The following is a 24,974-nucleotide window of genomic DNA, read 5'->3' on the forward strand; positions in this document are numbered from 1 at the left end:
GTCAGGCCCCGACCGGGACGCCGTCGGCGTCCTCGACCACGGGACTCAGGCTGATCTTTCCGCGGCTGTCGATGTCGGTGATCTCGACCTGGAGCTTCTGGCCGACCTGTACCACCTCTTCCACCTTCTCCACCCGCTTCCCTCCGGAAAGCTGCTTGAGCTTGCTGACGTGGAGGAGCCCGTCCTTGCCCGGGGTCAGCGAGACGAACGCGCCGAAGGTCGTGATCTTGACGATCGTGCCCAGGTAGCGTTCCCCGACCTCGGGGAGCTGGGGGTTGGCGATCGCGTTGATCGCCGAACGGGCGCTCTCGGCGGAGACGCCGTCCTGCGCGCCGATGTAGATGGTGCCGTCGTCCTCGACGGTGATCTCGGCCCCGCTGTCCGCCTGGATCTGATTGATCATCTTGCCCTTCGGGCCGATGACCTCACCGATCTTGTCCACCGGAATCTTGACGGAGATGACCCGTGGCGCGTGCGTGGACATCTCGTCCGGCCCGTCGATGGCCTCGGCCATGACGTCGAGGATCGCCAGCCGCGCGGCCTTGGCCTGCTGGAGTGCGCCGGCGAGGACGGTGGCGGGAATGCCGTCCAGCTTCGTGTCGAGCTGGAGGGCCGTKACGAAGTCCCGCGTCCCGGCGACCTTGAAGTCCATGTCGCCGTAGGCGTCCTCGGCACCGAGGATGTCGGTGAGCGTGACGAAATCGTCACCCTCGTGGATCAGTCCCATCGCGATCCCGGCGACGGCGGCCTTGAGCGGAACACCGGCGTTCAGTAACGACAACGTGCTCGCGCAGACCGATCCCATACTGGTCGACCCGTTGGAGCCCAGCGCCTCGGAGACCTGCCGGATCGCGTACGGGAACTCCTCCCGGCTGGGCAGCACCGGCAGCAGCGCCCGCTCGGCCAGCGCGCCATGGCCGATCTCACGCCGCTTCGGCGAGCCCACCCGGCCGGTCTCCCCGGTGGAGTACGGCGGGAAGTTGTAGTTGTGCATGTAGCGCTTGGTGCGGTCGGGGTTGAGCGTGTCGACCGTCTGCTCCATCCTCAGCATGGCCAGGGTGGTCACGCCGAGGATCTGGGTCTCGCCCCGCTCGAACAGGGCGGAGCCGTGCACTCGGGGGATGAAGTCGACCTCCGCCGACAGCTCGCGGATCTCGGTGACCCCAYGCCCGTCGATGCGGACGCCGTCGGCGACGATGCGCTGGCGCACCAGCTTCTTGGTCAGGGCGCGGTAGGCCGCCCCGATCTCCTTCTCCCGGCCCTCGAACTGGCCCACGACCTTCTCCGCGGCCAGCAGGCGGACCCGGTCGAGCTCGGTCTCCCGCTCCTGCTTGCCGGCGATGCGCAGGGCCGCGGCCAGCTCGTCGCCGACAGCTATCGACAGCGCTTCCAGCACGTCATCGTGGTAGTCGATGAACAGCGGGAAGTCGCGGGTGGGCTTGGCCGCCCGCTCGGCCAGTTCGCGCTGGGCCCGGCACAGCTCCCGGATGGCGGGCTTGGCCGCCTCCAGGCCCGCGGCCACGACATCCTCGGTCGGCGCGGGCGAGCCCGCGGCGAGCAGCGGGATCGTGTGCGCGGTGGCCTCCGCCTCGACCATCATGATCGCGATGTCGGAGTCGTCGTCGAGGACGCGACCGGCCACGACCATGTCGAAGGTGGCCCGCTCCAGCTCCGCGTGGGTCGGGAAGGCGATCCAGGTCCCGTCCACGTAGCCGACCCGGGTGGCCCCGATCGGGCCTGAGAACGGCAGCCCGGCCAGTGTCGTGGACGCGCTGGYGGCGTTGATCGCGACCACGTCGTAGAGCGTGTCCGGGTCGAGGGCGAGCACCGTCGCCACGATCTGGATCTCGTTGCGCAGGCCCTTGACGAACGACGGCCGCAACGGGCGGTCGATCAGGCGACAGGTCAGGATCGCGTCCTCGCTGGGACGCCCCTCCCGCCGGAAGAACGAGCCGGGAATACGCCCGGCGGCGTACATCCGCTCCTCGACGTCCACCGTCAGCGGGAAGAAGTCGAGCTGCTCCTTGGGCTGCTTGCTGACCGTCGTCGCGGACAGCACCATCGTGTCGCCCAGGTAGGCGACGGCCGAGCCGGCCGCCTGGCGGGCCAGCCGGCCCGTCTCGAAACGAACGGTCCGCTGGCCAGCGGCACCGTTGTCGATGACTGCCTCGGCCGAGATCGTCTGGTCTTCTACTGGCACCATTTCTCCTCCACATCGGCCGGGTCCGTCTTGCCGAGGAGGCCGGCGCTCAGTCGAAGCCCCCGGGTTCGCCGTACGACCACCTCGTACGGCCCACCACCCGGACACCACCACCGAGGACCGACAGCTCGCACCGTCACGGACCCGGTCATATCAATGGAAGCGACATCGCCTCACATACGACATCGCTTCCCCATCACTATCCCCGCCTCCGCCGCTACCGCCGCAGCCCGAGCCGCTCGATCAGCGACCGGTACCGGTTGATGTCGGTCTTGGCGAGGTAGTTCAACAGCCGCCGCCTGCGCCCGACCAGCAGCAGCAGGCCCCGACGGCTGTGGTGGTCGTGCTTGTGCACCTTCAGGTGCTCGGTCAGGTCGCTGATCCGTCGGGTGAGCATCGCCACCTGCACCTCGGGGGAGCCGGTGTCCCGTTCGACCGTGGCGTACTCGGACAGGATCTGCTGCTTGACATCGCTCGCGAGCGGCACGCGAAACCTCTTTCGTCACCGGGCGGGATGTGCGCCCGGGGTCTTCCCCACCCGGGCTGACGGACACACCGCGCTCGTCTGGTGTCGAAGCTTACCAACCCAGCGGGTACTGCCCGACCTGCGTCTGTCGGCGTCCCGCGGCCACCGGCGTCCCGCGGCTACCGGCGCCCCGGGCCCGCCGCCGCCGTGATCTTGCGGGTGGCGGTCACGTCGGCGGCCATCTGGGTGATCAGGTCGCCCACGGAGTCGAAACGCAGGGTCGGACGCAGCCGCTCGGTGAACTCGAACGCCAGCTGGGCGCCGTAGAGATCGCCATCGAAGTCGAGCAGGTACGCCTCGACCCGGCGGTCTGCACCGTCGAACGTGGGGTTCGTCCCGATCGAGATCGCCGCCGGACAACGCTCGGCGGCGCGCAGCACGTACCCGGCGTAGACACCGTCCGCCGGTATCGCCGCATACCGGGTGGTGAGCAGGTTCGCTGTCGGATATCCGATGGTCCGCCCGCGCGCGTCGCCGTGCACCACGATCCCCTCGATCCGATGGTCACGGCCGAGCGCACGCGCCGCCGTCGCCACGTCACCCTCGGCGATACGAGCCCGGATATGGGTGGAGGAGAGCACATGGTCGTCCTCGCGCACGAGCCGGACGCCCTCCACCGCGAAGCCCTCCGTCTCGCCGGCGCGGCGCAGGCTCTCCAGGTTCCCCTCCGCCCGGTGGCCGTAGGTGAAGTTCTCACCCACCACCACCACGCTCGGCCGCAGCCGGGGCCGCAGCATGTCGTGGACGAAGTCCGCCGCCGACACCAGGCTGAACTCGGGCGTGAACGACTGCACGCACACGGCGTCGACACCCAGACGACCCAGCAGTTCAATCTTGAAATCGGGAGTGGTCAGCAACGGTGGGTGACTACCTGGACTGATGACCTCCGCCGGATGCGGATCGAAGGTCAGCACCAGCACCGGCTCGCCGGCCTGGCGCCCCCGCTCGACCGCACGCGTGATGATCTGCTGGTGGCCGCGGTGGACGCCGTCGAAAAAACCGATCGTCACGACACCGCCGGGCCAGTCGTCCGGCGTATTGCGCACTTCACGCCACCACTGCACGTTCAAAAGCCTATCGGGATCTCCGCGGGCCCAGGGGTGGAAGGCGGCGTGAAAACCACCAACGGCCGGCCGGCCCCCGCGGTGTCCCGAGCCAGGGCAAGCAGCTCACCAGCAGGGCCGAAGACACCGTAGATGTCGGGCGCTCCGAACGGCGGCAGCCGGCGGCCATGAGATATCGCACATGCTTCGTCGGCGTCGACCTGGCGACGGGGGAAAAGCGTACCGACAGYGTCGGCCAGCGGACGCAGCGCGGCCGCCCCCCGCTCGGCGAGGGCGTCGAGCGTGACCGCCCCGGCAAGGCCGAACGAGCCCACCGACGTCCGCCGCAGGGCGGTGAGGTGGGCGCCGCAGCCCAGCGCCGCGCCGAGGTCGCGGGCCAGCGCCCGCACGTAGGTGCCGCTGGAGCAGGCCACGGCCACGTCGAGATCCGTGCCGCGACGGGCCAGCAGGTCGAACCGGCTCACCGTCACCCGGCGCGCCGCCAGGATGACGTCCTGCCCGGCGCGCACCCGGGCGTAGGCTCGCACCCCGTCGACCTTCACCGCACTGACCGCGGACGGGACCTGGTCGATCTCACCGGTGAGCGCTGCCATGGCGGCGGCCAGGCGCGGCTGGTCGGCGGCCGCCGTCTGGGCGACGGCGTCGTCCGCGACGGCGAGCACCTCACCCTCGGCGTCGTCGGTGGTGGTCGAGACGCCGAGCCGCACCGTCGCCTCGTAGACCTTGTCCGTCAGCGCGAGGTGCCCGAGCAGTCGGGTGCCCCGGCCCACCCCGAGCACCAGCACGCCGGTGGCCATCGGGTCGAGCGTGCCCGCATGGCCGATCCGGCGGGTGCGCAGTATCCGGCGGGAGCGGGCGACCACGTCGTGTGAGGTCCACCCCGACGGCTTGTCGACCACGACCAGACCCTCCGTGACCGGGCCTCCCGCCCCGCCCGGGACGGTGGCGGCACCCATCAGACGGGCAGCCGGGGTGCTCGCACCAGCGCGTCGCGCAGGCTGTCCAGTGTCTGCTCAAGAGGGTTCGACGAGGTCAGCCCGGCGGCGAAGCGGTGGCCGCCGCCACCGAGTTCGGTGCACACCGCGCCGACGTCGACAGCACCCTTGGAACGTACCGACACCCGCCAGACCTCGTCGGCGCCCTGCTTGCAGACGACCGCCACCTCGGCCTCGGCGGTGGTCCGCACGATGTCGATCACCCCTTCGATCTCGTCCAGGGTGAGCCCGGCGCGGGTGAGGTCCGGGAACGCRCACCACGTCCAGACCAGGTCGTGTTCGGGCTCCAGGCGGGCCCGGCCGAGCAGTTCGCCGAGCAGCCGCAGGTAGCCGAACCGGTGGGTGTCCCACACCGTCCGGGTGATCAGGTCGTGGCGGATGCCGGTGGCCAGCAGCCGGGCGGCCAGCTGGTGGACAGCCGGCGTYGTCGCGGCGTAGCGGAACGATCCGGTGTCGGTCACCAGACCGGTGTAGATCGCCACGGCCAGGTCGTGGTCGAGCTCCACGCCGAGCGCGTCGATGACATCGGTGATCATTACGCTGGTGGACGCGGCGTCGGCGTCGATGACGTTGATGTCCCCGAACCGGGTGTTCGAGGCGTGATGGTCGATCACGACCATCCGGCGGGCCCGGGTGGCGACCCGCCCCAAGGCCCCGAGCCGGCCAAGGCTGCCGGCGTCCAGCGTCACCACCAGATCCGGGGTCGCCGGGACCAGCGCCGGCGGGACGAGGAGGTCCTGGCCGGGCAGGAAGGTCAGGGAACGCGGCACCACGAACGGGTCACTGTCGAACGACACCGACGCCCGGCTGCCGAGCGTGCGCAGGGCCAGCCCAAGCGCGATCGCCGACCCGAGGCTGTCCCCGTCCGGGTCGACGTGCGCCACCAGCAGGATGCTCTCRCCGCCCTGGACGGCGGACAGGATCGCCTCGACCGCGCGGTTTCGTTGCTCGCCGACCGCGTCCCCGGACTCCGCCTGCGTCCGAGCCGTCGCGTCCCCGGCCTCGGGTACCGGTAGCAGGGACAGGTCCGCGAGGCTCGTCACGTCGGTCATCGCAGCTCGACCCCCATCATGTCCCCATCAGGCCCTCATCAGACATCATGCCCCCAGCGGGCTCGTCGTCATCCCCACGGGGCTTACGGTACGGGTCGGCCTCACCGGCCGGTCGGGCGCCATCCCGCACGCCGGCCAGGCTCGCGTCCCGCTTCCGGGCAGTGCTGATCAGTTCCTCGAGGTGGCGGGCGTCCTCCGGCAGCCGGTCGTGGACGAAGGTCAGGGTCGGGGTGACCTTGACCCCGGTCTGCCGGCCGACCTGGCTGCGCAGCAGGCCCTTGGCCGACTCCAGCGCGCGGGCCGAGTCCGCCCGGTCCGCGTCGTCGCCGTAGACGGTGTAGAAGACGGTGGCCTCGGTCAGGTCCGGCGTCACCCGGGCGTCGGTCACGGTGACCATGCCCAGTCGCGGGTCCTTCACCTGGCGTTCCAGCGCGGCCGCAACCACTTCACGGATACGTACCGCGAGCCGGCGGGCCCGAGCAGGGTCAGCCATGGCTTCCTCCCGTCACCGTCACCGTCACCGCATCCTCGTCGGAGGAGTCGTCCTTGTCGGAGGAGTCGTCCTCGTCGGAGAAATACCGTACTCGCGCCGAAAGCAGCTCCAGTTCGGGACGCTGCGCAACCAGACGCTCACAGGCCTCGACGACTTCGACGCAGTGGGYCCGATCCGCAGCCACCACGGCCACGGCGACCTGCGCCCGACGGTGCAGATCGTGATGGCCGGTCTCCGCCGCACTCACCGCATGCCTGCGGCGGAGCTCCGCCACCACCGGTCGGACCATCGACCGTTTCTCCTTCAGCGAGCGGATGTCGCCGAGGAGAAGGTCGAACACCGCCGTTCCCGTCCACATAGCCGTGTCCTCAAGGCTGCCTGGGAAGCTCCTCAGGAACGGGGAACCTCCCGCTGCTCGAAGGTCTCGATCACGTCATCGACCTTGATGTCGTTGAACGAGCCGAGCCCCACACCACACTCGTAGCCCTCCCGGACCTCGGTCGCGTCGTCCTTGAACCGCTTGAGCGACTCGACCGTGAGGTTGTCCGCGACGACGACACCGTCGCGGACCAGGCGCGCCCTGGCGTTGCGGCGGATGAGCCCGGAGCGTACGAGGCAGCCGGCGACGTTGCCGATCCGCGGCACCCGGAACACCTCGCGGACTTCGGCGGTCCCGAGCTGGATCTCCTCGTAGACCGGCTTGAGCATGCCCTTGAGCGCGTTCTCGATGTCCTCGATCGCCTGGTAGATGACCGAGTAGTAGCGGACGTCGACGCGCTCGCGCTCGGCGAGCTCCCGCGCCTTGCCCTCGGCGCGGACGTTGAAGCCGAGGATGACCGCGTCGGACGCGCTGGCCAGGTTCACGTCGTTCTCGGTGATCGCACCGACGCCGCGTCCGATGATCCGCAACGAGACCTCGTCGCCGATATCGATCTTGAGGAGCGAGTCCTCGACCGTCTCGACCGAACCGGACACGTCGCCCTTGAGGATGAGGTTGAGCTGGGTCTTCTCGCCCTCCTTCATCCGCTCCAGGATCGTCTCCAGGGTCGGGCGGCCACGGCTGAGCGCGAGCTCGGCGTTGCGTTCGCGCGCCTGCCGCCGCTCGGCGATCTGGCGGGCGACCCGGTCCTCCGGAACGACCAGGAAGTTGTCGCCGGCGTCGGGGACGCTGGTGAACCCGAGCACCTGGACGGGACGGGCCGGGCCGGCCTCGGTCACCGGGTCGCCGTGCTCGTCGAGCATCGCCCGGACACGGCCGAAGGCCTCGCCGGCGACGATCGAGTCCCCGACCCGCAGCGTTCCGCGCTGGACGAGGACGGTGGCCACCGGGCCGCGGCCGCGGTCCAGCCGGCCTTCGATCGCCACTCCCTGGGCCTCGACGTCGGTCGGGGCACGCATGTCCAGCGCCGCGTCGGCGGTGAGGATGACCGCCTCGAGCAGCCCGTCGATGTTGGTGCGGTTGCGGGCGGAGACGTCGACAAACATGGCGTCACCGCCGTACTCCTCGGCGACCAGCCCGTACTCGGTGAGCTGCCCGCGCACCTTCTGCGGGTCCGCCCCCTCCTTGTCGATCTTGTTGACGGCGACGACGATGGGCACGTCGGCGGCCTGGGCATGGTTGAGCGCCTCGATCGTCTGCGGCTTGACGCCGTCGTCGGCGGCGACCACCAGCACCACGATGTCGGTCACCTGCGCACCACGGGCACGCATCGCGGTGAACGCCTCGTGACCAGGGGTGTCAATGAAGGTGATCTTCCGCTCTTCGCCGTCGACCTTCGCCCGGACCTGGTAGGCCCCGATGTGCTGGGTGATCCCACCGGCCTCGCCGCTGACGACGTCCGTCTGCCTGATCGCGTCGAGCAGCTTCGTCTTGCCGTGGTCGACGTGGCCCATGACTGTCACGACCGGCGGCCGCGGCCGCAGCTCGACCTCGTCGCCGTAGGCACCCCCGAAGGACAGGTCGAAGCTCTCCAGGAGCTCCTTGTCCTCGTCCTCGGGGCTGACGATCTGCACCTCGTACCCGAGCGTCACGCCGAGCAGCTGCAGGGTCTCGTCCGTGCACGACTGCGTCGCGGTCACCATCTCGCCGAGCTGGGTGAACACGACCTGGACGAGCGCGCCCTGGTTGGCGTCGATCTTGTCCGCGAAGTCGGCCAGGGAGGCGCCCCGGGGCAGTCTGATGACCTGCCCGTTGCCGCGCGGGACCATCGCCCCCATGCGGGGGGCTTCCAGCCCGCTCTCCCATTCCTGCCGCTTCGCGCGCTTGGACTTGCGCTGACGCCCTGGGCGGCCACGGCCACCGGGACCGAACGCGCCGGCCGTGGTGCCACCGCGGCCGCGCCCCCCGGAGGTGGGACGACCGCCGGGACCACCGGGACCGCCAGGACCACCGCCACCGGGACGCCCGGGGGCACCCGCGCCCCCGCCGGCCCCTGCGCCGGCCGGACGGCCAGGCGCGCCGCGACCGGCGAAGCCGCCGCCACCGCCTGGACGCCCGCCGCCGGGTCGTCCGCCGCCACCACCACCGGGAGCCGGACGGCCACCGCCGCCACCGCCGCCACCACCGCCGGGGCGCGGCCCGCCCCCGGCGGGGCGGGAGGGGAACATGCTCGGATTGGGCCGCGGGCCACCGGTACCACCGGGACGCGGCGGCATCTGGCCGGGCGACGGCCGCGGGCCACCGGTACCACCGGGACGCGGCGGCATCTGGCCGGGCGACGGCCGCGGGCCACCGGTACCACCGGGACGCGGGCCACCCGCGCCGCCCGGACGTGGGCCGCCGGGACGCCCACCGGCGCCTGGACGGTGCGACGGCGCGGCCGGCGTACCACCGGAGGCGCCGGAAGCCGGCGACTGCGGCCGTGACTGCGAGCCCGATGTCGTGTACGGGTTGTTACCAGGGCCGGCCGGCCGGGGGCCGGGACGCGGGCCGGGCGTGGGCCGCGAGCCAGAGTTCTTCACCGACGGCCCCGAGGCCGGGGCGTTCTTCACCGGCGGGGTCTGCGCCGCCGGGCCCGTGTCCGGCGGGGTCTGCGCGGGCGCGTTGTGCGCGCCGCCCGTGGAGCCCGGCCGGGAGGGCGGAGTGGGGCCCGGGCGGGGCCGCGTGTGCTGCGCGGCCGACGGGGCACCCGCCGCGGGAACCGGGCTGGCCCCGCGGGCCGCGGCGGCGTGCGGTGTCGGCGACGTGTTCGGACGCGGTGGGGCGACCGGGCCTGACGGTGTCTGGCCGGCGGGCGCGGCCGGGGCCCCGGGGCCCTGCTGACGGGCTGGTGCGCCTGGTGCGCCCGGTGCGCCCGGTGCGCCCGGACGGCCGGGTACCCGCGGACCCGGGCGGGGCGGTACCGGCCCGGGACGGGCACCGGGTACCGGCCGGGCGCCGTTGCCCGAGGCGCCGCCGCCGCGCGCGGCGGGCCGCTGCGCGCCGGCGCTCTCGGAGGGGAACGACTCCTTGAGCTTGCGGACGACCGGTGCCTCGACTGTGGATGATGCCGACTTCACGAACTCGCCGAGATCCTTCAGTTTGGCAAGCACGGTCTTGCTGTCGACGCCAAGCTCCTTGGCGAGCTCATGTACGCGGGCCTTTCCTGCCACGGTGCTCCTTCGTTCGGCCCGCGGTCCGCCCGCGTGACCCTGGTTACCTGCCGGTCGTGATCATGGCTGCGTGCTCATCGCGCGGTCATCGCTGTCTCGACCTGCTTCCGTGTCGACATCTGGTGACGTCGTTCGATCTTCCGTCAACCCCGCATCGGTGCGAGGCCTGTCCGTCCTACGCTGCTCCCCGGCCGTGCGCTGCTGGACGAGGTGCGCCCTGACATGTTCAAGTCCGAGCGGCCCCGCGACCCGCAGCGCCCGCGGAAACGCCCTGCGGCGTTCCGCGAGATCCAGGCATGCCAGATCGGGGTGCAGGTGTGCCCCCCGCCCAGGCATACGTCGGCGAACATCTGGTCTGAGCTCACCGCCAACTGCCACCGTACGCATCAGGTCCGACCGCGCCACCCGGGCACGGCATCCCACACATGTACGGACCGGCTCCGCACGGCGTGCGCCCATCAGTCTATCTCGTTGCACCTGACGAGGGGCCGCCGGTAGCGGGAGATCTCCGGGGAAGGGACGGCGACACGGCCCGCCGGGCACCCGCCTCGGCACCATCCCGTGCCACTGGGTCACCGGCGCCTTCCGTGTCCGAGTGGATGTCGATGCGCCACCCGGTCAGGCGTGCCGCCAACCGGGCGTTCTGCCCTTCCCGGCCAATGGCGAGGGAGAGCTGGTAGTCCGGCACGACCACCCGCGCCGCGCGGACGGCGGGATCCGTGACCTCGACCCGGGCCACCCGTGCCGGTGACAGTGCGTTACCGACGAACGTGGCCGGGTCAGCGGACCAGTCGACGATGTCGATCTTTTCGCCATGCAGCTCGGCCATGACGGCCCGTACCCGCGCTCCCATCGGGCCGATGCAGGCGCCCTTCGGGTTCACCCCGGCCACCGTCGACCGAACCGCGATCTTGCTGCGGTGGCCCGCCTCCCTGGCGATCGCGGCTATTTCCACCGTGCCGTCGGCCACCTCCGGCACCTCCAGCCGGAACAGGCCCTTGACCAGCTCCGGATGGGTCCGCGACAGGGTCACCGTGGGGCCGTGCACGCCCCGGGTGACGCTGACGACATAACACTTGATGCGGTCCCCGTGCTCGAAACGTTCGCCGGGAACCTGCTCGGCGGGCGGCAGCACGCCCTCGATGGTGCCGAGATCGACCAGAACGACCTTCGAGCCGGCCCGCTGCTCGTGGTGCTGGACGACGCCGGAGACGACCTCGTGCTCCCGGTCGGCATACTGCCCGTAGGTGATCTCCTGCTGGGCCTCGCGCAGCCGCTGCATGATCACCTGCTTGGCCGTCATCGTGGCGATCCGGCCGAAGTCCGCGGGGGTGTCCTCCCATTCCCGCGTCATCCCGTCCAGGGAGGTCTCGCGGGCGTACACCGCCACGTGCCCGGACGTCCGGTCGATGACCACCCGAGCGTCCGCGGCCGCCCCGTCGGTGTGCCGGTAGGCGGTCAGCAGMGCGGTCTCGATCGCCTCCACCAGGGTGTCGAAGGCGATGTCCTTCTCACGTTCGATGCCGCGCAACGCCGCCACGTCGAGTTTCATCGCTGCGCCTCCGCGTCCTGGGCCTCGCCGGCCGCGAGGACCTCGTCGCCTGCAGGATGCTCGTCGCCCGCGGGATCCTCGTCGCCGGTCACGAGATCCTCGTCGGTTGCGCGGAACTCCACCTGCACAGCGGCTCTGACCACGTCCGCAAAGGATATCCGTATCACTTCGCCGACGGCCGTGCGCCCACCCTCGGGCACCAGCTCGGCCGTCTGCTCGTCCGTGGCGCGCACCCGCCCGAGCAGCTGCCGGCCGTCCCGGGTACGCACCGACACCAGCCGCCCGCGGGCCCGGCGCCAGTGCCGCGGCGCCACCAGCGGACGATCGACACCGGGCGAGCTGACCTCGAGGACGTACGGCCCGGCCAGCGGCGGGCCACCGGCCGCCGGATCGGTCTCGGCGGCGTCGAGCACGGCCGAGGCCACCCGGCTGGCCTCGGCGACCGCGTCCAGGTCCACCCCGCCGTCGCGGTCCACGACCACCCGGACCACGCTACGGGAGCCGGCCCGGCTGACGGTGACGTCTTCCAGGTCGAACCCCCGTGCGGCAAGCTGCGGGGTGAGCAGGCGCACCAGCTCCGCCCGGGCGGAGCTGGGCCGGACGTCCGGGCTTCGGGGCCGGGTCCGGGCGCGACGTCGCCCACCCCCGGCATCGGCGGCACTGGTTGCGGCCACGGCGTCGCCCATGTCGACCCGCTCCTTTCCACGATGGTGCTCTCCGGAGATCCTGAGCCTACGTCCGACCCGACCGGCTTCTCCCCGCGGCGGCCGGGGAGTCCGGCCGCCACCGCCGTCGCTGTGACAAGCTGCTGGACCGTGAGCGTGACAGGTGCTGGCCGGCGACCGAGCCGGCGGGGTGTTCTCGGCGCGCTCCCCCTGGCCGCGACGGCTGTGCTCGCCGGCTGCAGCTGGAACCGGTCGGCGTACGGCCCGGGCGAGCCCAGCGGCCCGGACACCGTCGACAGCGCCCTGCTCGAGGCGGCGACACGGTCCGAGCAGGGCCTTCTCGTCGCCTATGATCAGGCGATCCGCACGCATCCGGCGATCGCCGCCACCCTGACGGTGCTACGCGCCCACCATGTCGAGCACGTCGGCCGTCTCGGATCGGCCGCGACCGGCGGCGGCCTCACGATCGCCACTGACCTGCCAGGGATACCCAGCGCCCCCGGGGCGTTCGGTTCCGCCACGGCCCGGCCCACCACCGCCCAGCTCGCCACGGCCGACCAGGCGACGCCCCAACGGAGCGCGGTGTCCCAACAGGTCACGGTCGCCGCGCTCGTCCAACTGGAACAACAGGCCGCGGCCCTGCTGCGCACCCGGTGCCTGACGGCGGCCGCGGCCGTCGTCCCCCTGCTGGCCAGCATCCACGCGGCCGAACTCGCCCATGCCGACCTGCTMACCCAGCTGGCTGGGTGATCGCTGATGGCGGACGACCCGGGCACCGTCCAGGCGCTGTCCGACCTGCTGGCGGTGCAGCACGCCGCCGTGTACGCCTGTGCCGCGGCCGGTGGCGCGCTGGCGCCGCTGCGGCCCGCCTCGGACCCGACCCGGCTGCTCGCCCAGACCGCCTACAGCGCCCACCGGGAGCTGCGAGACCGGCTGGTGGCCGAGGTCCTCGGCCGCGGCGGCAGCCCGCCGGCGGCCCAGCCCGCGTACCAGCTGCCGGTGCCGCCCAGCGGGCTCACCGGCGCGCTCGAACTGCTCGCCGCCGTTGAGGACCGCTGCGCGGCCGCCGCGTACGACGCGCTCGACGCGCTGGCCGGCGATCTGCGCGCGCTGGTGGTCGACGCGCTGGCGGGGACGGCCGTACGCGGCCAGCAGGCACGCCTGGCCGCGGGCCAGCCGGTGGAGCGGGCCACCCGGGCACTGCCCGGTGTCTGAAGGTGGCGGGAAACTCCGAGCGTGACGGGAAAGATCAGCGGCCGACCCAGGCGTCACGGTCCCGGCCGAGCTCGCCGACGATCGGTGGCAGGTGGCCGCTGGCGATGTCGGCCAGCGTCACCTCCTCAAGGACCCGGCGGAGGCTGACCCGCACGGCGATCCACACCTCCTGGAGGTGTTTGGCGGCGCCTTCGTACACCGCCTCCTCCGGCCGGCGGCCCCGGACGCTGGCCAGTGGGCCGTCGGTGGCCCGGATGACCATCGCCACGGTGATCTCGTTCGCCGGCCGGCAGAGCCGGTAGCCGCCGTCAGCCCCTCGCCGGCTGCGCACCAGACCGCTGCGGCGCAGGTCGGTGAGGATGTTCTCCAGGAACCGCAGCGGCAGATCCTGCGCGGTCGCCAGCGTCTCACCCTTGACGAGATCGCCGTTGGACGCGGCCAGGGTGAGCAACGCACGCAGGGCATAGTCGGCTCGCGCGGAGATCTGCATGCATCCATCTTGCCGGCCAAGGTCCCCGTACGCCCGAGCCGGGTGCCACCCGCCGCCGCGCGACCCGGATCCGCTACAACTCAGTGTGACCGAGGCGGCAGCAGCCCCCGGCGGGCGCGCATTCGGCGGTCGCCGGCGTTGAAGGCGGCGTCCACCAGCACCCCGATGACGAAGATCGYCATCATCATCGCCAGCACGCCCACCGTGTCCAGCAGCTGCCGGCTGTCCTCCAGGTCCGAGCCGATGGAGGGGTGGCCGGGGACGACGACGAGCAGTTCGCCGGCCATCAGGCTGCGCCAGGCGAACGCCCAGCCCTGCTTGAGCCCGGCCACCACCGACGGCAGGGCCGCCGGTGCCACCACCAGCCGGTAGAGCTGCAGGCCGCGCGCTCCCATGGTCCGGCCGAGCCGGGTCAGCAGGGGCGGGACGTAGTCGATGCCGCTGATGACACCGTTGGCGATCGACGGCGCGGCGCCGAGCACGACGACGAAGAGGATCGCGGACTCGGTGAGCTTGAACAGCAGGATCGCCAGCGGGAACCAGACGATGGACGGCATGGTCTGCAACGCCGTGATGAACGAGCCAACCGCGGACCGCAGCAGGGCGAACCGGGCCACGGCCACGCCGACGATTCCGCCGATGAGGATGGCCAGTGCGTATCCGGCCACGGCCCGTTGCAGGGTGCGGGCGGCGGCCGACCAGAAGTCCCCGGTGGTGACCCTGCGGCCCAGGTCCGAGAGGGCCTCACCCGGGCCGGGCAGCACGTAGGAGGGCTTCCAGCCGCTCCACACCACGACCTGCCACAGCAGCAGGAAGATGATGATCGCGCCCAGCTTCGGCCAGGTCACCGACCAGATCCTCAGCGCGAGCGGGGGACGGGGCTCGGTGGCCGTCTCAAGGGCGTCGAGCCCGGCGAGGGCGGCGTCGATGTCGGCGGCTGACCCGACCGGCGTGGCGCGCGCCGTCGCGGACGTGATCGTGACCTCAGTGGCCATGGCGGACCACCTCCTCACGCAGTCGGTCGGTGATGGCCACGGCCAGCGCGGCCACGTCGGGTGAGTCGATACGGCGGGGACGCGGCAGCCCGACGTCGAAGATCTCGGCCACCCGCCCCGGCCGGCTCGACAGCAGCACGACGCGGTCGCCGAGGCGCACCGCCTCCCGCACGTCGTGGGTGACGAACAGGATGGTCACGCCGGTCTCCCGCCAGATCCGTTCCAGCTCGTCGTGCAGCAGGTCGCGCGTCATCGCGTCGAGGGCGCCGAAGGGCTCGTCCATGCACAGCACGTCCGCCTCCTGGGCGAACGCCCTGGCGAGACTGACCCGCTGGCGCATACCGCCGGAGAGTTCGTGCGGACGCTTGTCGGCCAGGCCGGCGAGGCGGACCAGCGCGAGCAGCTGTTCGACCCGGGCCTTCCGGTCGGCCCGGGGGACACCGCGGATCTTCATCGGCAGGGCGACGTTGCCCCCGGCGGTCAGCCACGGCAGCAACGCCGAATCCTGGAACATCAGCCCGACCTGGCGGTCACCGACGTCGACCGTGCCGGACGTGGGGTTGTCGATGCCGGCGAGGATGCCCAGCAACGTCGACTTCCCACAGCCGGAGGCGCCCAGCAGACAGACGAACTCCCCCGGCCGGGCGTCGAAGGAGACGTTGTCGAGTGCGTGGACGCGGTGTGAGCCGGACCCGAAGATCCGGCTCACACCGTCGATCCGGACCGCGCTCGCGTCGATGACAGCGGTCACTGGAAACTGCTCCCTGATCCGGAACGTACAGCTACTGCGCGGACACCGACGGCTTGCCGCTCGCCGCCAGCACCGCGTTCACAGCCGTGAGATCGAAAATTCCGTTCAGATCGGCCTTGGGCAGCAGGCCGAGCTCGGTCGCGTGATCGGCCGAGGCGACCAGCGACGACGCGACCGGGTCGACCGTGAACGTCAGGCGCTTCCAGGCCGGCTCGATGACGGCGTCGGCCAACGGCTTGCCGGACAGTTTCGCCAGCCCCTGGTTGGTCACGTCCCGACCCTTGACCGGGTCGGCGTTGAGGGCGTCGATCGAGGCGGCGTTCGCCTCCACCAGACGCCTGACGATCTCAGGGTTGCTCTTGAGATAGTCGGTGCGCACCAGCAGCAACGTGGTGACAAACCTGCCGCCGGGCCATTCCGTCGCCTCGTCGACCAGCAGCTTCCCACCGTCGGAGATCAGCCGGGACAGAGTCGRCTCGGGCACCCACGCGCCGTCGATGGCGCCGGACTTGAAGGCGTCCACCGTCACCGTGTTGTCCTGCGGGCGGATCTGGACGTCGCCGCCGCCGCTCTTGTCGGTGGCCAGGCCGTGCTGCTTGAGGTAGTAGCGCAGGGCCACGTCCTGGGTGTTGCCCAGGCTCGGGGTGGCGATCGTCCTGCCCCGCAGCTGCTCGACCGAGGTGATGTCGCTCTTCACCACCAGCCCGGCACCGCCCGAGGTCACCCCTGAGACGATCCGGACAGCCTCACCCTTGGACTTGGTGAAGGTGTTGACCGCCGGGTTCGGTCCGATATAGGTGGCGTCCAGCGCACCGGAAATGAGGGCTTCGGACGCCTGGACACCCGAGTTGAACGTCGCGGTCTTCAGCTCCACGCCCGGGCCGAGCTTCTGCGCGAAGATGCCCTGATCGATGCCGTAAACGGCGGGCGCGTGGGTGAGGTTGGGGAAATAGCCGAGCCGCAGGGTGCCGGTCGGGTTGCCACCGGTGGCGTTGCCGGTCGTGACGGTGTCGTCGTCTCCCCCGCTCGAGCAGGCCGTCAGCGCCAACGCCAGCGCGCCGGCCGTGAGCAGTGGCGCGACCCGACGCCACAGCCTCCTCGAGAACATGAGCCTTCCCCTCCACCGTGGCAGCACGCAGCGCCACGCAATTCGATAGAAGTGGTTGAGAAACAGAGGATGCCAGACTCGCGACAAGGTCGCCATCCCGGCCCTTTGTTCACAAAAATGGTTAGAAAACGGCCGGTGGGCGCGCAGAAACGGACAGTCAGAACAGGATCGACGCGAAGGTCCCGGCCCGGTAGAAGCCCACCCGGTCGTAAACCCGGCGGGCGGCATGGTTGTACTCGTTGACGTAGAGGCTCACCACGGGCGCGAGGCTGGTCTGCGCCAGCGCCACGACGCTGGCCGTACCCGCCGTCCCGATCCCCGTGCCCCGCAGCTCCGGGGCCACCCAGACCCCCTGGATCTGGCAGACGTCCCCGGCGACCGCGCCGATCTCGGCCTTGAACACCACGCGCCCGTCCTCGATGCGGGCGAAGGAACGACGCTGGTTGACGAACTCGGCGACCCGGGCCCGGTAGAGCGCGCCACCGTCGTCACGGACCGGGGAGACCCCGATCTCCTCGGTGAACATCGCCACGCACGCCGGCAGCAGCACGTCCAGTTCGTCCGGCCGCACTCGGCGGACGGCCGGATCCGGGGCGACCGCAGGCGGCTTGGAGATCGCCAGCAGCGGCTGGTCCGCCCTGACCTCGCGGGCCGGCCCCCAGCCCGGTTCCAGGTGCCGCCACATCGCCAGCACCGTCTCGGCCACCCCGACGATCGAGGAACACCGGCGGCCCTGGCGACGGGCCCGTTCGGCAAACACCTTCGCCGACGCCGGACCCGCCGCCACGGGCCAGAGGTTCGCCCCCGAATAGCACAGCGCGGCCAGCTGGCCGTCGACCATGTGACCCCACATCTGCGCCCCGAGCCGCCAGGGAGCGAGTCCGCACGCCTGCACGCGGGAGGCGACGAACACGTCGGCGATCGGATTGCGCGCCAGCACCTCCCGCACCGCCGGCAGGTCGCGGTCGTCGAGCAGACGGATGGGGGCGGAACGCAGCGGCAGGCCCATGGTCACGAGTATTTGAGGTCAGCTGACCGAAACCGAGGGTTCACCGGAAACGCCGTCGGCCTCCATCTGCTCGGCCAGCCGCAGGGCCTCCTCGATGAGGGTCTCCACGATCTGGGCCTCGGGCACGGTCTTGATGACCTTGCCCCGGACGAAGATCTGCCCCTTGCCGTTGCCCGAGGCCACCCCGAGGTCGGCCTCGCGCGCCTCGCCGGGGCCGTTGACCACGCAGCCCATGACGGCGACCCGCAGCGGCACGGTCATCCCGTCCAGCCCGGCGCTGACCTCCTCTGCCAACTTGTACACGTTGACCTGGGCACGGCCGCAGGACGGGCAGGAGACGATCTCCAGGGTGCGCTGCCGCAGGCCCAGGGACTCCAGGATCCCGATGCCGACCTTGACCTCCTCGACCGGGGGCGCGGACAGCGAGACCCGCAGCGTGTCCCCGATGCCCTCGGACAGCAGGGCACCGAAGGCCACCGCCGACTTGATCGTGCCCTGGAACGCCGGGCCCGCCTCGGTGACCCCGAGGTGCAGCGGGTAGTCGCAGCGCTGCGCCAGCAGCCGGTACGCCTGGACCATCACGACCGGGTCGTGGTGCTTCACGGAGATCTTGATGTCGGTGAAGCCGTGCTCCTCGAACAGGGAGCACTCCCACAGCGCCGACTCCACCAGCGCTTCGGGGGTGGCGCGTCCGTACTTGGCCAGCAGGCGCTTGTCCAGCGAGCCGGCGTTGACCCCGATGCGGATCGGGGTGCCGGCGTCGATGGCGGCCCGGGCGATCTCGCCGACCTTGTCGTCGAACTCCTTGATGTTCCCGGGGTTGACGCGGACGGCGGCACAGCCGGCGTTGATTGCCGCGAACACGTACTTCGGCTGGAAGTGAATGTCGGCGATAACCGGGATCGGCGACTTCCTGGCAATGGCGGGCAGCGCGTCCGCGTCGTCCTGGCTGGGGACGGCCACGCGCACGATCTGGCAGCCGGAGGCGGTCAGCTGCGCGATCTGCTGCAGGGTGGCGTTGACATCGGAGGTGAGCGTCGTGGTCATGGACTGGACGGAGACGGGCGCGTCCCCGCCGACCGGCACGTTGCCGACGTGAATCTGTCGGCTGCGGCGCCGGGAGGCAATCGAGAGGGCCGGTGCCTCAGGCATGCCGAGAGTTACGGTCACGATGTCCTCACTGGCGTGTCGATGGTCACGAAGGTCAGAAACTGGACGAAAGTCACGAGGTGTTACCGCTCGCCGGTTTCCGGATATCGGCGGCGTAAAAAGTTGTGATCACGCCCTCGTCGGCCGGCTAGTTGAATCTGATCGGATTGATGATGTCGGCGAACAGGATGAGCAGGCTCAGCAAGGCGAAGGATGCGACCATTACGTACGCCGCGGGCATGAGCTTCACAAGATCGACACGCTTGGTCGGGCCCCGGTAGCCGGCGAGCCTGCGCACACCGTGGCGGGCCTGTTCGAAACCGAGCACCGCCAGGTGCCCACCGTCGAGCGGGAACAGCGGCAGCAGGTTGAACAGACCGACCGCCAGGTTGACCCCGGCCACGAGAACGACGAAGTCACCTATCCGCTGGCTCGCGGAGGTGTCCGGGGCGGACAGCAGCTCGCCACCGACGCGGGCCGCGCCGACCACACCGACCAGCCCGTTCGGGTTGCGGTCGGGGCTGAACAGGTTCGTGAGCTCGTCGAGCCRGTGCACGAGCGTGTCGTACATGCCGGTGACACCGCCGCCCAGGACGCTCAGGGTCTTCGGCACGGCCGAGATCGGGTTGTACCGGACGGTCTCGTAGCCCTGCGCGATCCCGATCGCCCCGACGGGGTCGTTGCCGGMGAGCCCGGTCTGCCGGTCACGCATGACCGAGACCAGCTCCGGGTACAGCGTGACGGTCTGGCCGTCCCGCTCCACCACCAGGGGCGCGACCCCCGCGCCGTGGGTACGGATGAGGCGGGTGAACTGGTTCCAGCTCGTGATCGGCGTGCCGTCGAAGCTGACCACCTGGTCGCCCGCGCGCACGCCCGCGCGTTCGGCCGGGCCGGCCGAGGCACCCGGGGCGCACTCGTTCGCCACCGGCACACAGACCGTCCGACCGACCGTGTTCTCACTGGGGCGTGAGGTGCCCAGCGCCAGCAGCACGCCGTAGATCAGCACCAGTGCGATGACGAAGTGCATGAACGACCCGGCCACCAGCACGACGGCCCGCTGGTACGCCGGCCGGGTGTGGAACGCCCGGGGTGCGTCGGCCGGGTCGATCTCCTCGAGCGGGGTCATCCCCTCGATCTTGACGAACCCGCCGACCGGCAGCGCCTTGATGCCGTACTCGGTCTCGCCCCTGGTCCGGGACCACAGGGTGGGGCCGAACCCGACGAAGAACTTCGACGCCTTCATACCGTAGTGACGGGCCGTCACAAAGTGGCCGGCCTCGTGCAGCAGGATCGAGACGAGCAGCGCCAGCGCGAACGCGACAATGCCGACTGCGTTGGTCATGGTGCGCTCACGCCCCGATCACAGCCCTACACGCTTCTACTGGGTACCCCTCGGTCACGAAGGCATCACGTCTCGATCAGGCTCCTTGATCGACAAGGGCGCGCACCCGGGCGCGCGCGTCCCGCTCGGTGTCCAGGACCTCGTCCAGGCTCGGACGTCGCACCACGGTATGCGCCGTGACCACCTCGGCCACCACGTCGACGATGCGCACGAAGGGCAGCCGGTGGTCGAGGAAGGCCGCCACCGCCTCTTCGTTGGCGGCGTTGAAGACGGCCGGCGCGGTCCCCCCGCGGCGGCCGGCCTCGCGGGCGAGGTCGACCGCGGGGAACACGGTGGCGTCCAGCGGCTCGAAGGTCAGCGACTGCGCCCGGCGCCAGTCCATCGGAGCCTGGGCGTGCGGCACCCGGTCGGGCCAGCCCAGCGCGAGGGCGATCGGCAGCCGCATGTCCGGCGGGGAGACCTGGGCGAGCGTGGACCCGTCGGTGAACTCGACCATCGAGTGCACCAGCGACTGCGGGTGGACGACCACGTCGATGTCGTCGTAGGGCACGCCGAAGAACAGGTGCGCCTCGATCAGCTCAAGGCCCTTGTTCACCAGGGTGGCCGAGTTGATCGTGACGAGCGGCCCCATGTCCCACGTTGGGTGCGCGAGGGCCTGCTCGGGCGTCACCTCGCCCAACTGGTCACGGGTGCGGCCACGGAACGGTCCACCACTCGCGGTCAGGACGAGCTTGCGCACCTCGTCGGCCCGGCCGCCGCGCAGGCACTGGGCGAGCGCGGAGTGCTCGGAGTCCACCGGGACGAGCCGGGACGGGTCACCACCGAGGGCGTCGAGCACCAGCGGGCCACCGGCGACGAGCGACTCCTTGTTGGCCAGGGCCACCGTGCGGCCCGCCCGCAGCGCCGCGAGCGTCGGGGCGAGGCCGACCGACCCGGTGATGCCGTTGAGAACGACGTCGGACGGCCAGGCGGCGACCTCCGTGGCGCCGTCCGGCCCGGTGAGAATCTTCGGGATGGCGTACTCGCCGCGGYGGAAGCCCCGCCGGGAGGCCTCCGCGTAGAAGGCGAGCTGGAGGTCCTGCGCGGCGGAGGCGCGGGCCACACCCACCGCCTCGACGCCCAGCTCAAGCGCTTGGGCGGCCAGCAGGTCGACCCTGCCACCACCGCCGGTGAGCGCCACCACGCGGAACCGATCGGGATTGCGTTTCACCACGTCGATGGCCTGGGTTCCGATCGAACCGGTCGAACCGAGCAGGACAACCTCACGCGGGGACGGTGACTCGACCACGTGAACCATTGTCGCAGGCGTCATCCGGCTACGACGACACCTGTTCGCATGCCGACACCCGGCCCTGCCTGGGCAGGACCATCCGCGCCCGGAAGGGGGCGGCAGTCACCGCCGATATGGCATTTGTCATAGCCACAGTCTATCGTCCCGGATATCCCGATTTGCCGAACAGAGGGTTACCAAAAGTAATCACAGGCCCGGTGCGGCGGYCGGCTACCGGCCCGCCTGGGTCGGCGTCCCGGCGGTTGGCGAGACACTGGCCGGCGCCGGCTGCGGATGCCCCCGGAAGTAGGCCAGGGCGACCTCCGTGGCGCTGAACCGCGCGCGGGCCGCTCCCGCGGGCGGGCTGGCGTCGGGGTCCGGCCAGACGTGCCCACCGCCCTGCACCGCCAGCAGGCCCACGTCACGCCCGCCCGGGCAGGCCGTGTGGATCAGCCGCTTCAGGCCGAGCGACCTGGTGTCGTCGATCCAGGGGGCAGCCGGGCCGCAGCCGACGAAGCCGGCGTAACGGCCCAGCCTGGCCTCCATCGGCTGGGCCTGGGTGCCGTCGAAGGGAGCGGGACGGTCGGCCCCGCCGCCATCCAGCGGCGTCACCGGGTCGCTCGTGCCGTGGATGGCCAGCAGACTCGGCGCCGGGGAGGCGCAGGCTGCGGGTATGACGGCGGAGGCCACCGGCACCACCGCGGCGAACACGCCGGGCAGCGCGCAGGCCGCGGTCACCGCCATGTCCGCGCCGTCCCCGAGGCCGGTGGCGAAGACCCGCTGGGCGTCCAGACACGTCCGCGCGGTCAGGTCGTTGACGAGCGCGGCCACGAAGGCCACGTCGTCCGGGCCGGCCGCGGGGCGGCGGACGAAGTTCCACTTCCCGTCCACGCCGTCCGGCGTGGCCACCGCGTAGCCGGACCTGGCGCCGACCTCGCTCAGGTGGGTGTAGCCCTCCACCGCGGCGGCGTTCTCCCCGGCGGCGTGGAAGACGACGATCAGCGGGAGTGGTCTGGCCGGGATGCTCCCGGCGGGGACCGCGAGCTGATAGCCACGGGTGTCCGCGCCGACCCGCAGCGTCTGGTGGCTCGATCCGGCCGAGATGTTCTTGCCGGAGACGCATCCGCTCACCACGGCCGGTACCGCCGACGCCCGCGGTGTACCGGCGCCGGCGGTACCACCGGTACCGCCGGTACCGCCGGCTGCCCTCGGCAGCACGCTGGCGGTGTCAGGGCCCGTCGCGGCGTCCGACTGCCCGGTCTCGGTGACCGTGCCGCCGCCGTGCCCGCCGGCATACAGGATCAGCACAACAACGATCATTATCGCCCCGACCACCGCGACGAGCGGCCCCCACAGGGGAGAGCGGCGGGGCGGGACCCGGCGGGCGGAACGGCGCTCACCTGCCGGCACGGCCACTCCCGTCCGGCCGGTCCGTACCCGGCCCGGTCAGCCCGGTCGGGGCGTCGGCGGCGAGTTGCCCGCAGGCCGCCGCGATGTCACGCCCCCTGGTGTCGCGAACAGTGGCCGTTATACCGCGTAACCGTAACCGGCGGACGAACTCGCGCTCCCGGCGCCGCTCGCTGGCCTGCCAGGACACCCCCCGGGTCGGGTTGAGCGGGATCAGGTTGACGTGGGTGAGCCTGCCGAAGAGCAGGTCCGCCAGCGCGTCGGCGCGTTCCGGCTGGTCGTTGACATCGTCGATCAGGGCGTACTCGATGCTGACCCGGCGGCCGGTCGTCTCGGCGTACTCCCACGCGGCGGTGAGCACCTCGGCCACCGGCCAGCGCCTGTTCACCGGGACCAGACTGTCACGCAGCTCGTCGTCGGGCGCGTGCAGGGAGACCGCCAGCGTCACCGGCAGACCGGCCCCGGCGAGCCGGCGGATCGCCGGCACCAGCCCCACGGTGCTCACGGTGATCGAGCGGGCGGACAGGCCGAGGCCCGCGGGTGGCGGGGCGGTCAGCACCCGCAGCGCCGCGACCACCGTGGCGTAGTTCGCCAACGGCTCCCCCATCCCCATGAACACCACGTTCGACAGCCGGGCCGGCCCACCGGCGAGCTCGCCGCGAGCGACGGCCCCGGCCGCGGCGACCACCTGCTCGACGATCTCGGCGGCGGACAGGTTGCGGGTCAGCCCACCCTGGCCGGTGGCGCAGAACGGGCAGCCCATGCCGCAGCCGGCCTGGCTGGACACGCAGACCGTGGCCCGGTCCGGATAGCGCATCAGGACGGACTCGATCAGCACTCCGTCGAAGGCCCGCCACAGCGTCTTGTGGGTGGCGCCGGCGTCGCAGGTCATGGTCTTGGCGGGGGTCAGCAGCGCGGGCAGCAACGCGTCCAGCAGCGCCGCGCGGGAGGCGGCGGGAAGATCCGTCATCGCCTCGGCGTCGCCCGCGCGCAGGTACCTGGCGAAGTAGTGCCGGGCGACCTGGTCGGCGCGGAAGGCCGGCTCGCCGAGCGAGACGGTGAGTTCCCGCCGCTGCGCGGTGGTCAGATCCGCGAGATGGCGGGGCGGACGCGGCCTGGGTGCGGCGACGAGCGGCACCGACCGGGCCGGCGCGGACGCTTCGGCGCCGCCGGCGGCGGTGGACGGGACAGCGGAGGAGACGGCCATGGCCTGTCCAGTCTGCCAGGTCATGGCGGCGGCACGAAAACAGTGATCAGTAGCCAGGCCACGGGAACGGTRCAGAGCACCGAGTCCAGCCTGTCCATGATCCCGCCGTGCCCCGGCAGCAGGTTGCCCATGTCCTTGATGCCGATGTCCCGTTTGAGCAGCGACTCACCAAGATCACCAACGGTGGCGGTGCACACCACCGCGAGTCCGAGCAGCACCCCCTGCCAGACGGCGGCGTGCAGGGTCCAGGCCATCAGCGTGCCGGCGACGACCACACAGGTGACGGTGGAGCCGRCAAAACCCTCCCAGGACTTCCCCGGGGAGACGTTCGGGGCGAGCTTGTGCCGGCCGCCGGAGAGCACGCCGGCCGCGTAGCCGCCGATGTCGCTGGCGACCACGGTGGCCAGGCAGGCGACTATCCGCCACGGCCCGTCCGACGGGCTGGTCAGCAGCGCGGCGCAGCCGGCCGGCAGGCCCACGTAGGCCGCGCAGAACGCCCCCGCGGCCACATCGTGGAGCAGATGGTCGGCCCCGTGGGCGAGACGGCACGCCGTCACCACGACGACGGTCGCGGCCAGGGCCACCACCAGCGCGGACGCACCCCCGACATAGGCGGCCACGGGCATCGCCGCCGTACCCGCCGCCAGTGGCGGCAACGCGATCCGCGCCCCGAGCTGGCGCAGCGCCCTGACCAGTTCGTACGTACCCACCACCATCGCCACACAGACGACGGCGATCCACAGCGGACGGACGGTGAACAGGGGGACGAGGATGATCAGGGCCAGCACGACCCCGACGGCGATCGCGGCCGGCAGATCCCGACCGGCCCGGATACCACGCGGGCGGGACGTGCCGACCGCCGGACCGGTGCGGGTCACGACGTCATCTCACGG

Annotated in this window: 24 protein-coding genes; 2 read left to right on the forward strand and 22 right to left on the reverse strand. The window is 71.6% G+C overall.

The window, feature by feature from the left end; all coding sequences use genetic code 11:
* Position 1: 1 nt before the first annotated feature.
* The 11 genes from BL254_RS07340 to rimP all read right to left on the reverse strand — a co-directional run bounded on the left by BL254_RS07340 (position 2) and on the right by rimP (position 12,159).
* The gene (locus BL254_RS07340; protein WP_076842883.1) at positions 2–2,203 is read right to left on the reverse strand and encodes a polyribonucleotide nucleotidyltransferase; all 2,202 of its coding nucleotides are present in this window, start codon (positions 2,201–2,203) and stop codon (positions 2–4) included.
* A gap of 214 nt (positions 2,204–2,417) precedes the next feature.
* Complete coding sequence (rpsO, locus tag BL254_RS07345) at positions 2,418–2,687, reverse strand: 30S ribosomal protein S15 (RefSeq protein ID WP_013874795.1); 270 nt, start codon at positions 2,685–2,687, stop codon at positions 2,418–2,420.
* Positions 2,688–2,845: 158 nt separating this feature from the next.
* A complete protein-coding gene (locus tag BL254_RS07350; RefSeq protein ID WP_076842884.1) occupies positions 2,846–3,790 on the reverse strand; it encodes a bifunctional riboflavin kinase/FAD synthetase in 945 nt (314 codons plus the stop codon).
* Positions 3,791–3,792: 2 nt separating this feature from the next.
* Positions 3,793–4,746, reverse strand: coding sequence for a tRNA pseudouridine(55) synthase TruB (gene truB / locus BL254_RS07355; RefSeq protein ID WP_076842885.1), 954 nt, complete (start codon positions 4,744–4,746; stop codon positions 3,793–3,795).
* On the reverse strand, positions 4,746–5,837 hold the full coding sequence (locus tag BL254_RS07360; protein WP_047221380.1) for a bifunctional oligoribonuclease/PAP phosphatase NrnA: 1,092 nt from the start codon (positions 5,835–5,837) through the stop codon (positions 4,746–4,748). The genes truB and BL254_RS07360 overlap by 1 nt, the downstream gene beginning before the upstream one ends.
* Before the next feature lie 16 nt (positions 5,838–5,853).
* Complete coding sequence (gene rbfA / locus BL254_RS07365) at positions 5,854–6,330, reverse strand: 30S ribosome-binding factor RbfA (protein WP_013874799.1); 477 nt, start codon at positions 6,328–6,330, stop codon at positions 5,854–5,856.
* Complete coding sequence (locus tag BL254_RS07370) at positions 6,323–6,688, reverse strand: DUF503 domain-containing protein (RefSeq protein ID WP_076842886.1); 366 nt, start codon at positions 6,686–6,688, stop codon at positions 6,323–6,325. The genes rbfA and BL254_RS07370 overlap by 8 nt, the downstream gene beginning before the upstream one ends.
* Positions 6,689–6,720: 32 nt before the next feature.
* Complete coding sequence (gene infB, locus BL254_RS07375; RefSeq protein ID WP_076842887.1) at positions 6,721–9,921, reverse strand: translation initiation factor IF-2; 3,201 nt, start codon at positions 9,919–9,921, stop codon at positions 6,721–6,723.
* Positions 9,922–9,981: 60 nt separating this feature from the next.
* The gene (locus BL254_RS07380; RefSeq protein ID WP_371390169.1) at positions 9,982–10,479 is read right to left on the reverse strand and encodes a YlxR family protein; all 498 of its coding nucleotides are present in this window, start codon (positions 10,477–10,479) and stop codon (positions 9,982–9,984) included.
* The gene (gene nusA / locus BL254_RS07385; protein ID WP_047221378.1) at positions 10,385–11,473 is read right to left on the reverse strand and encodes a transcription termination factor NusA; all 1,089 of its coding nucleotides are present in this window, start codon (positions 11,471–11,473) and stop codon (positions 10,385–10,387) included. Before nusA ends, BL254_RS07380 begins: the two co-directional genes overlap by 95 nt.
* Complete coding sequence (gene rimP / locus BL254_RS07390) at positions 11,470–12,159, reverse strand: ribosome maturation factor RimP (protein ID WP_076842888.1); 690 nt, start codon at positions 12,157–12,159, stop codon at positions 11,470–11,472. Before rimP ends, nusA begins: the two co-directional genes overlap by 4 nt.
* Positions 12,160–12,288: 129 nt before the next feature.
* Here rimP and BL254_RS07395 point away from each other — a divergent pair, with 129 nt between their 5' ends.
* Both BL254_RS07395 and BL254_RS07400 read left to right on the forward strand, forming a co-directional pair.
* A complete protein-coding gene (locus BL254_RS07395) occupies positions 12,289–12,888 on the forward strand; it encodes a hypothetical protein (RefSeq protein ID WP_076842889.1) in 600 nt (199 codons plus the stop codon).
* A gap of 6 nt (positions 12,889–12,894) precedes the next feature.
* The gene (locus tag BL254_RS07400; protein ID WP_175648314.1) at positions 12,895–13,353 is read left to right on the forward strand and encodes a DUF4439 domain-containing protein; all 459 of its coding nucleotides are present in this window, start codon (positions 12,895–12,897) and stop codon (positions 13,351–13,353) included.
* A 34-nt stretch (positions 13,354–13,387) separates the two neighbouring features.
* Here the strand turns inward: BL254_RS07400 and BL254_RS07405 are convergent, their stop codons facing one another.
* The 11 genes from BL254_RS07405 to BL254_RS07455 form a co-directional block, all read right to left on the reverse strand.
* On the reverse strand, positions 13,388–13,843 hold the full coding sequence (locus BL254_RS07405; RefSeq protein ID WP_047221376.1) for an Rrf2 family transcriptional regulator: 456 nt from the start codon (positions 13,841–13,843) through the stop codon (positions 13,388–13,390).
* 80 nt (positions 13,844–13,923) lie between these two features.
* Positions 13,924–14,838, reverse strand: a complete 915-nt coding sequence (locus BL254_RS07410) for an ABC transporter permease (RefSeq protein WP_076842891.1) — start codon at positions 14,836–14,838, stop codon at positions 13,924–13,926.
* Positions 14,828–15,589, reverse strand: coding sequence for an ABC transporter ATP-binding protein (locus BL254_RS07415; RefSeq protein ID WP_047221374.1), 762 nt, complete (start codon positions 15,587–15,589; stop codon positions 14,828–14,830). Before BL254_RS07415 ends, BL254_RS07410 begins: the two co-directional genes overlap by 11 nt.
* Before the next feature lie 31 nt (positions 15,590–15,620).
* Entirely contained in the window at positions 15,621–16,697 is a 1,077-nt protein-coding gene (locus tag BL254_RS07420; protein WP_076842892.1) for an ABC transporter substrate-binding protein, read from the reverse strand.
* 157 nt (positions 16,698–16,854) lie between these two features.
* Complete coding sequence (locus tag BL254_RS07425) at positions 16,855–17,706, reverse strand: GNAT family N-acetyltransferase (RefSeq protein ID WP_047221475.1); 852 nt, start codon at positions 17,704–17,706, stop codon at positions 16,855–16,857.
* A gap of 18 nt (positions 17,707–17,724) precedes the next feature.
* The gene (gene ispG / locus BL254_RS07430) at positions 17,725–18,876 is read right to left on the reverse strand and encodes a flavodoxin-dependent (E)-4-hydroxy-3-methylbut-2-enyl-diphosphate synthase (RefSeq protein ID WP_013874813.1); all 1,152 of its coding nucleotides are present in this window, start codon (positions 18,874–18,876) and stop codon (positions 17,725–17,727) included.
* Positions 18,877–19,003: 127 nt separating this feature from the next.
* Positions 19,004–20,197 carry an RIP metalloprotease gene (locus tag BL254_RS07435; RefSeq protein WP_076842893.1) on the reverse strand — a complete coding sequence of 398 codons (1,194 nt, stop codon included), beginning with the start codon at positions 20,195–20,197 and terminating at the stop codon, positions 19,004–19,006.
* Positions 20,198–20,273: 76 nt separating this feature from the next.
* Complete coding sequence (gene dxr, locus BL254_RS07440) at positions 20,274–21,509, reverse strand: 1-deoxy-D-xylulose-5-phosphate reductoisomerase (RefSeq protein ID WP_254857881.1); 1,236 nt, start codon at positions 21,507–21,509, stop codon at positions 20,274–20,276.
* A 189-nt stretch (positions 21,510–21,698) separates the two neighbouring features.
* On the reverse strand, positions 21,699–22,877 hold the full coding sequence (locus tag BL254_RS07445; protein ID WP_139342214.1) for a PHB depolymerase family esterase: 1,179 nt from the start codon (positions 22,875–22,877) through the stop codon (positions 21,699–21,701).
* The gene (gene rlmN / locus BL254_RS07450) at positions 22,864–24,105 is read right to left on the reverse strand and encodes a 23S rRNA (adenine(2503)-C(2))-methyltransferase RlmN (RefSeq protein ID WP_254857883.1); all 1,242 of its coding nucleotides are present in this window, start codon (positions 24,103–24,105) and stop codon (positions 22,864–22,866) included. Before rlmN ends, BL254_RS07445 begins: the two co-directional genes overlap by 14 nt.
* Positions 24,102–24,959: a phosphatidate cytidylyltransferase gene (locus BL254_RS07455; protein WP_076842895.1), complete on the reverse strand. Its 858-nt coding sequence runs from the start codon at positions 24,957–24,959 to the stop codon at positions 24,102–24,104. Before BL254_RS07455 ends, rlmN begins: the two co-directional genes overlap by 4 nt.
* Positions 24,960–24,974 lie beyond the last annotated feature (15 nt).

This window comes from Protofrankia sp. BMG5.30 (assembly GCF_001983005.1).
GTDB lineage: Bacteria > Actinomycetota > Actinomycetes > Frankiales > Frankiaceae > Protofrankia > Protofrankia coriariae.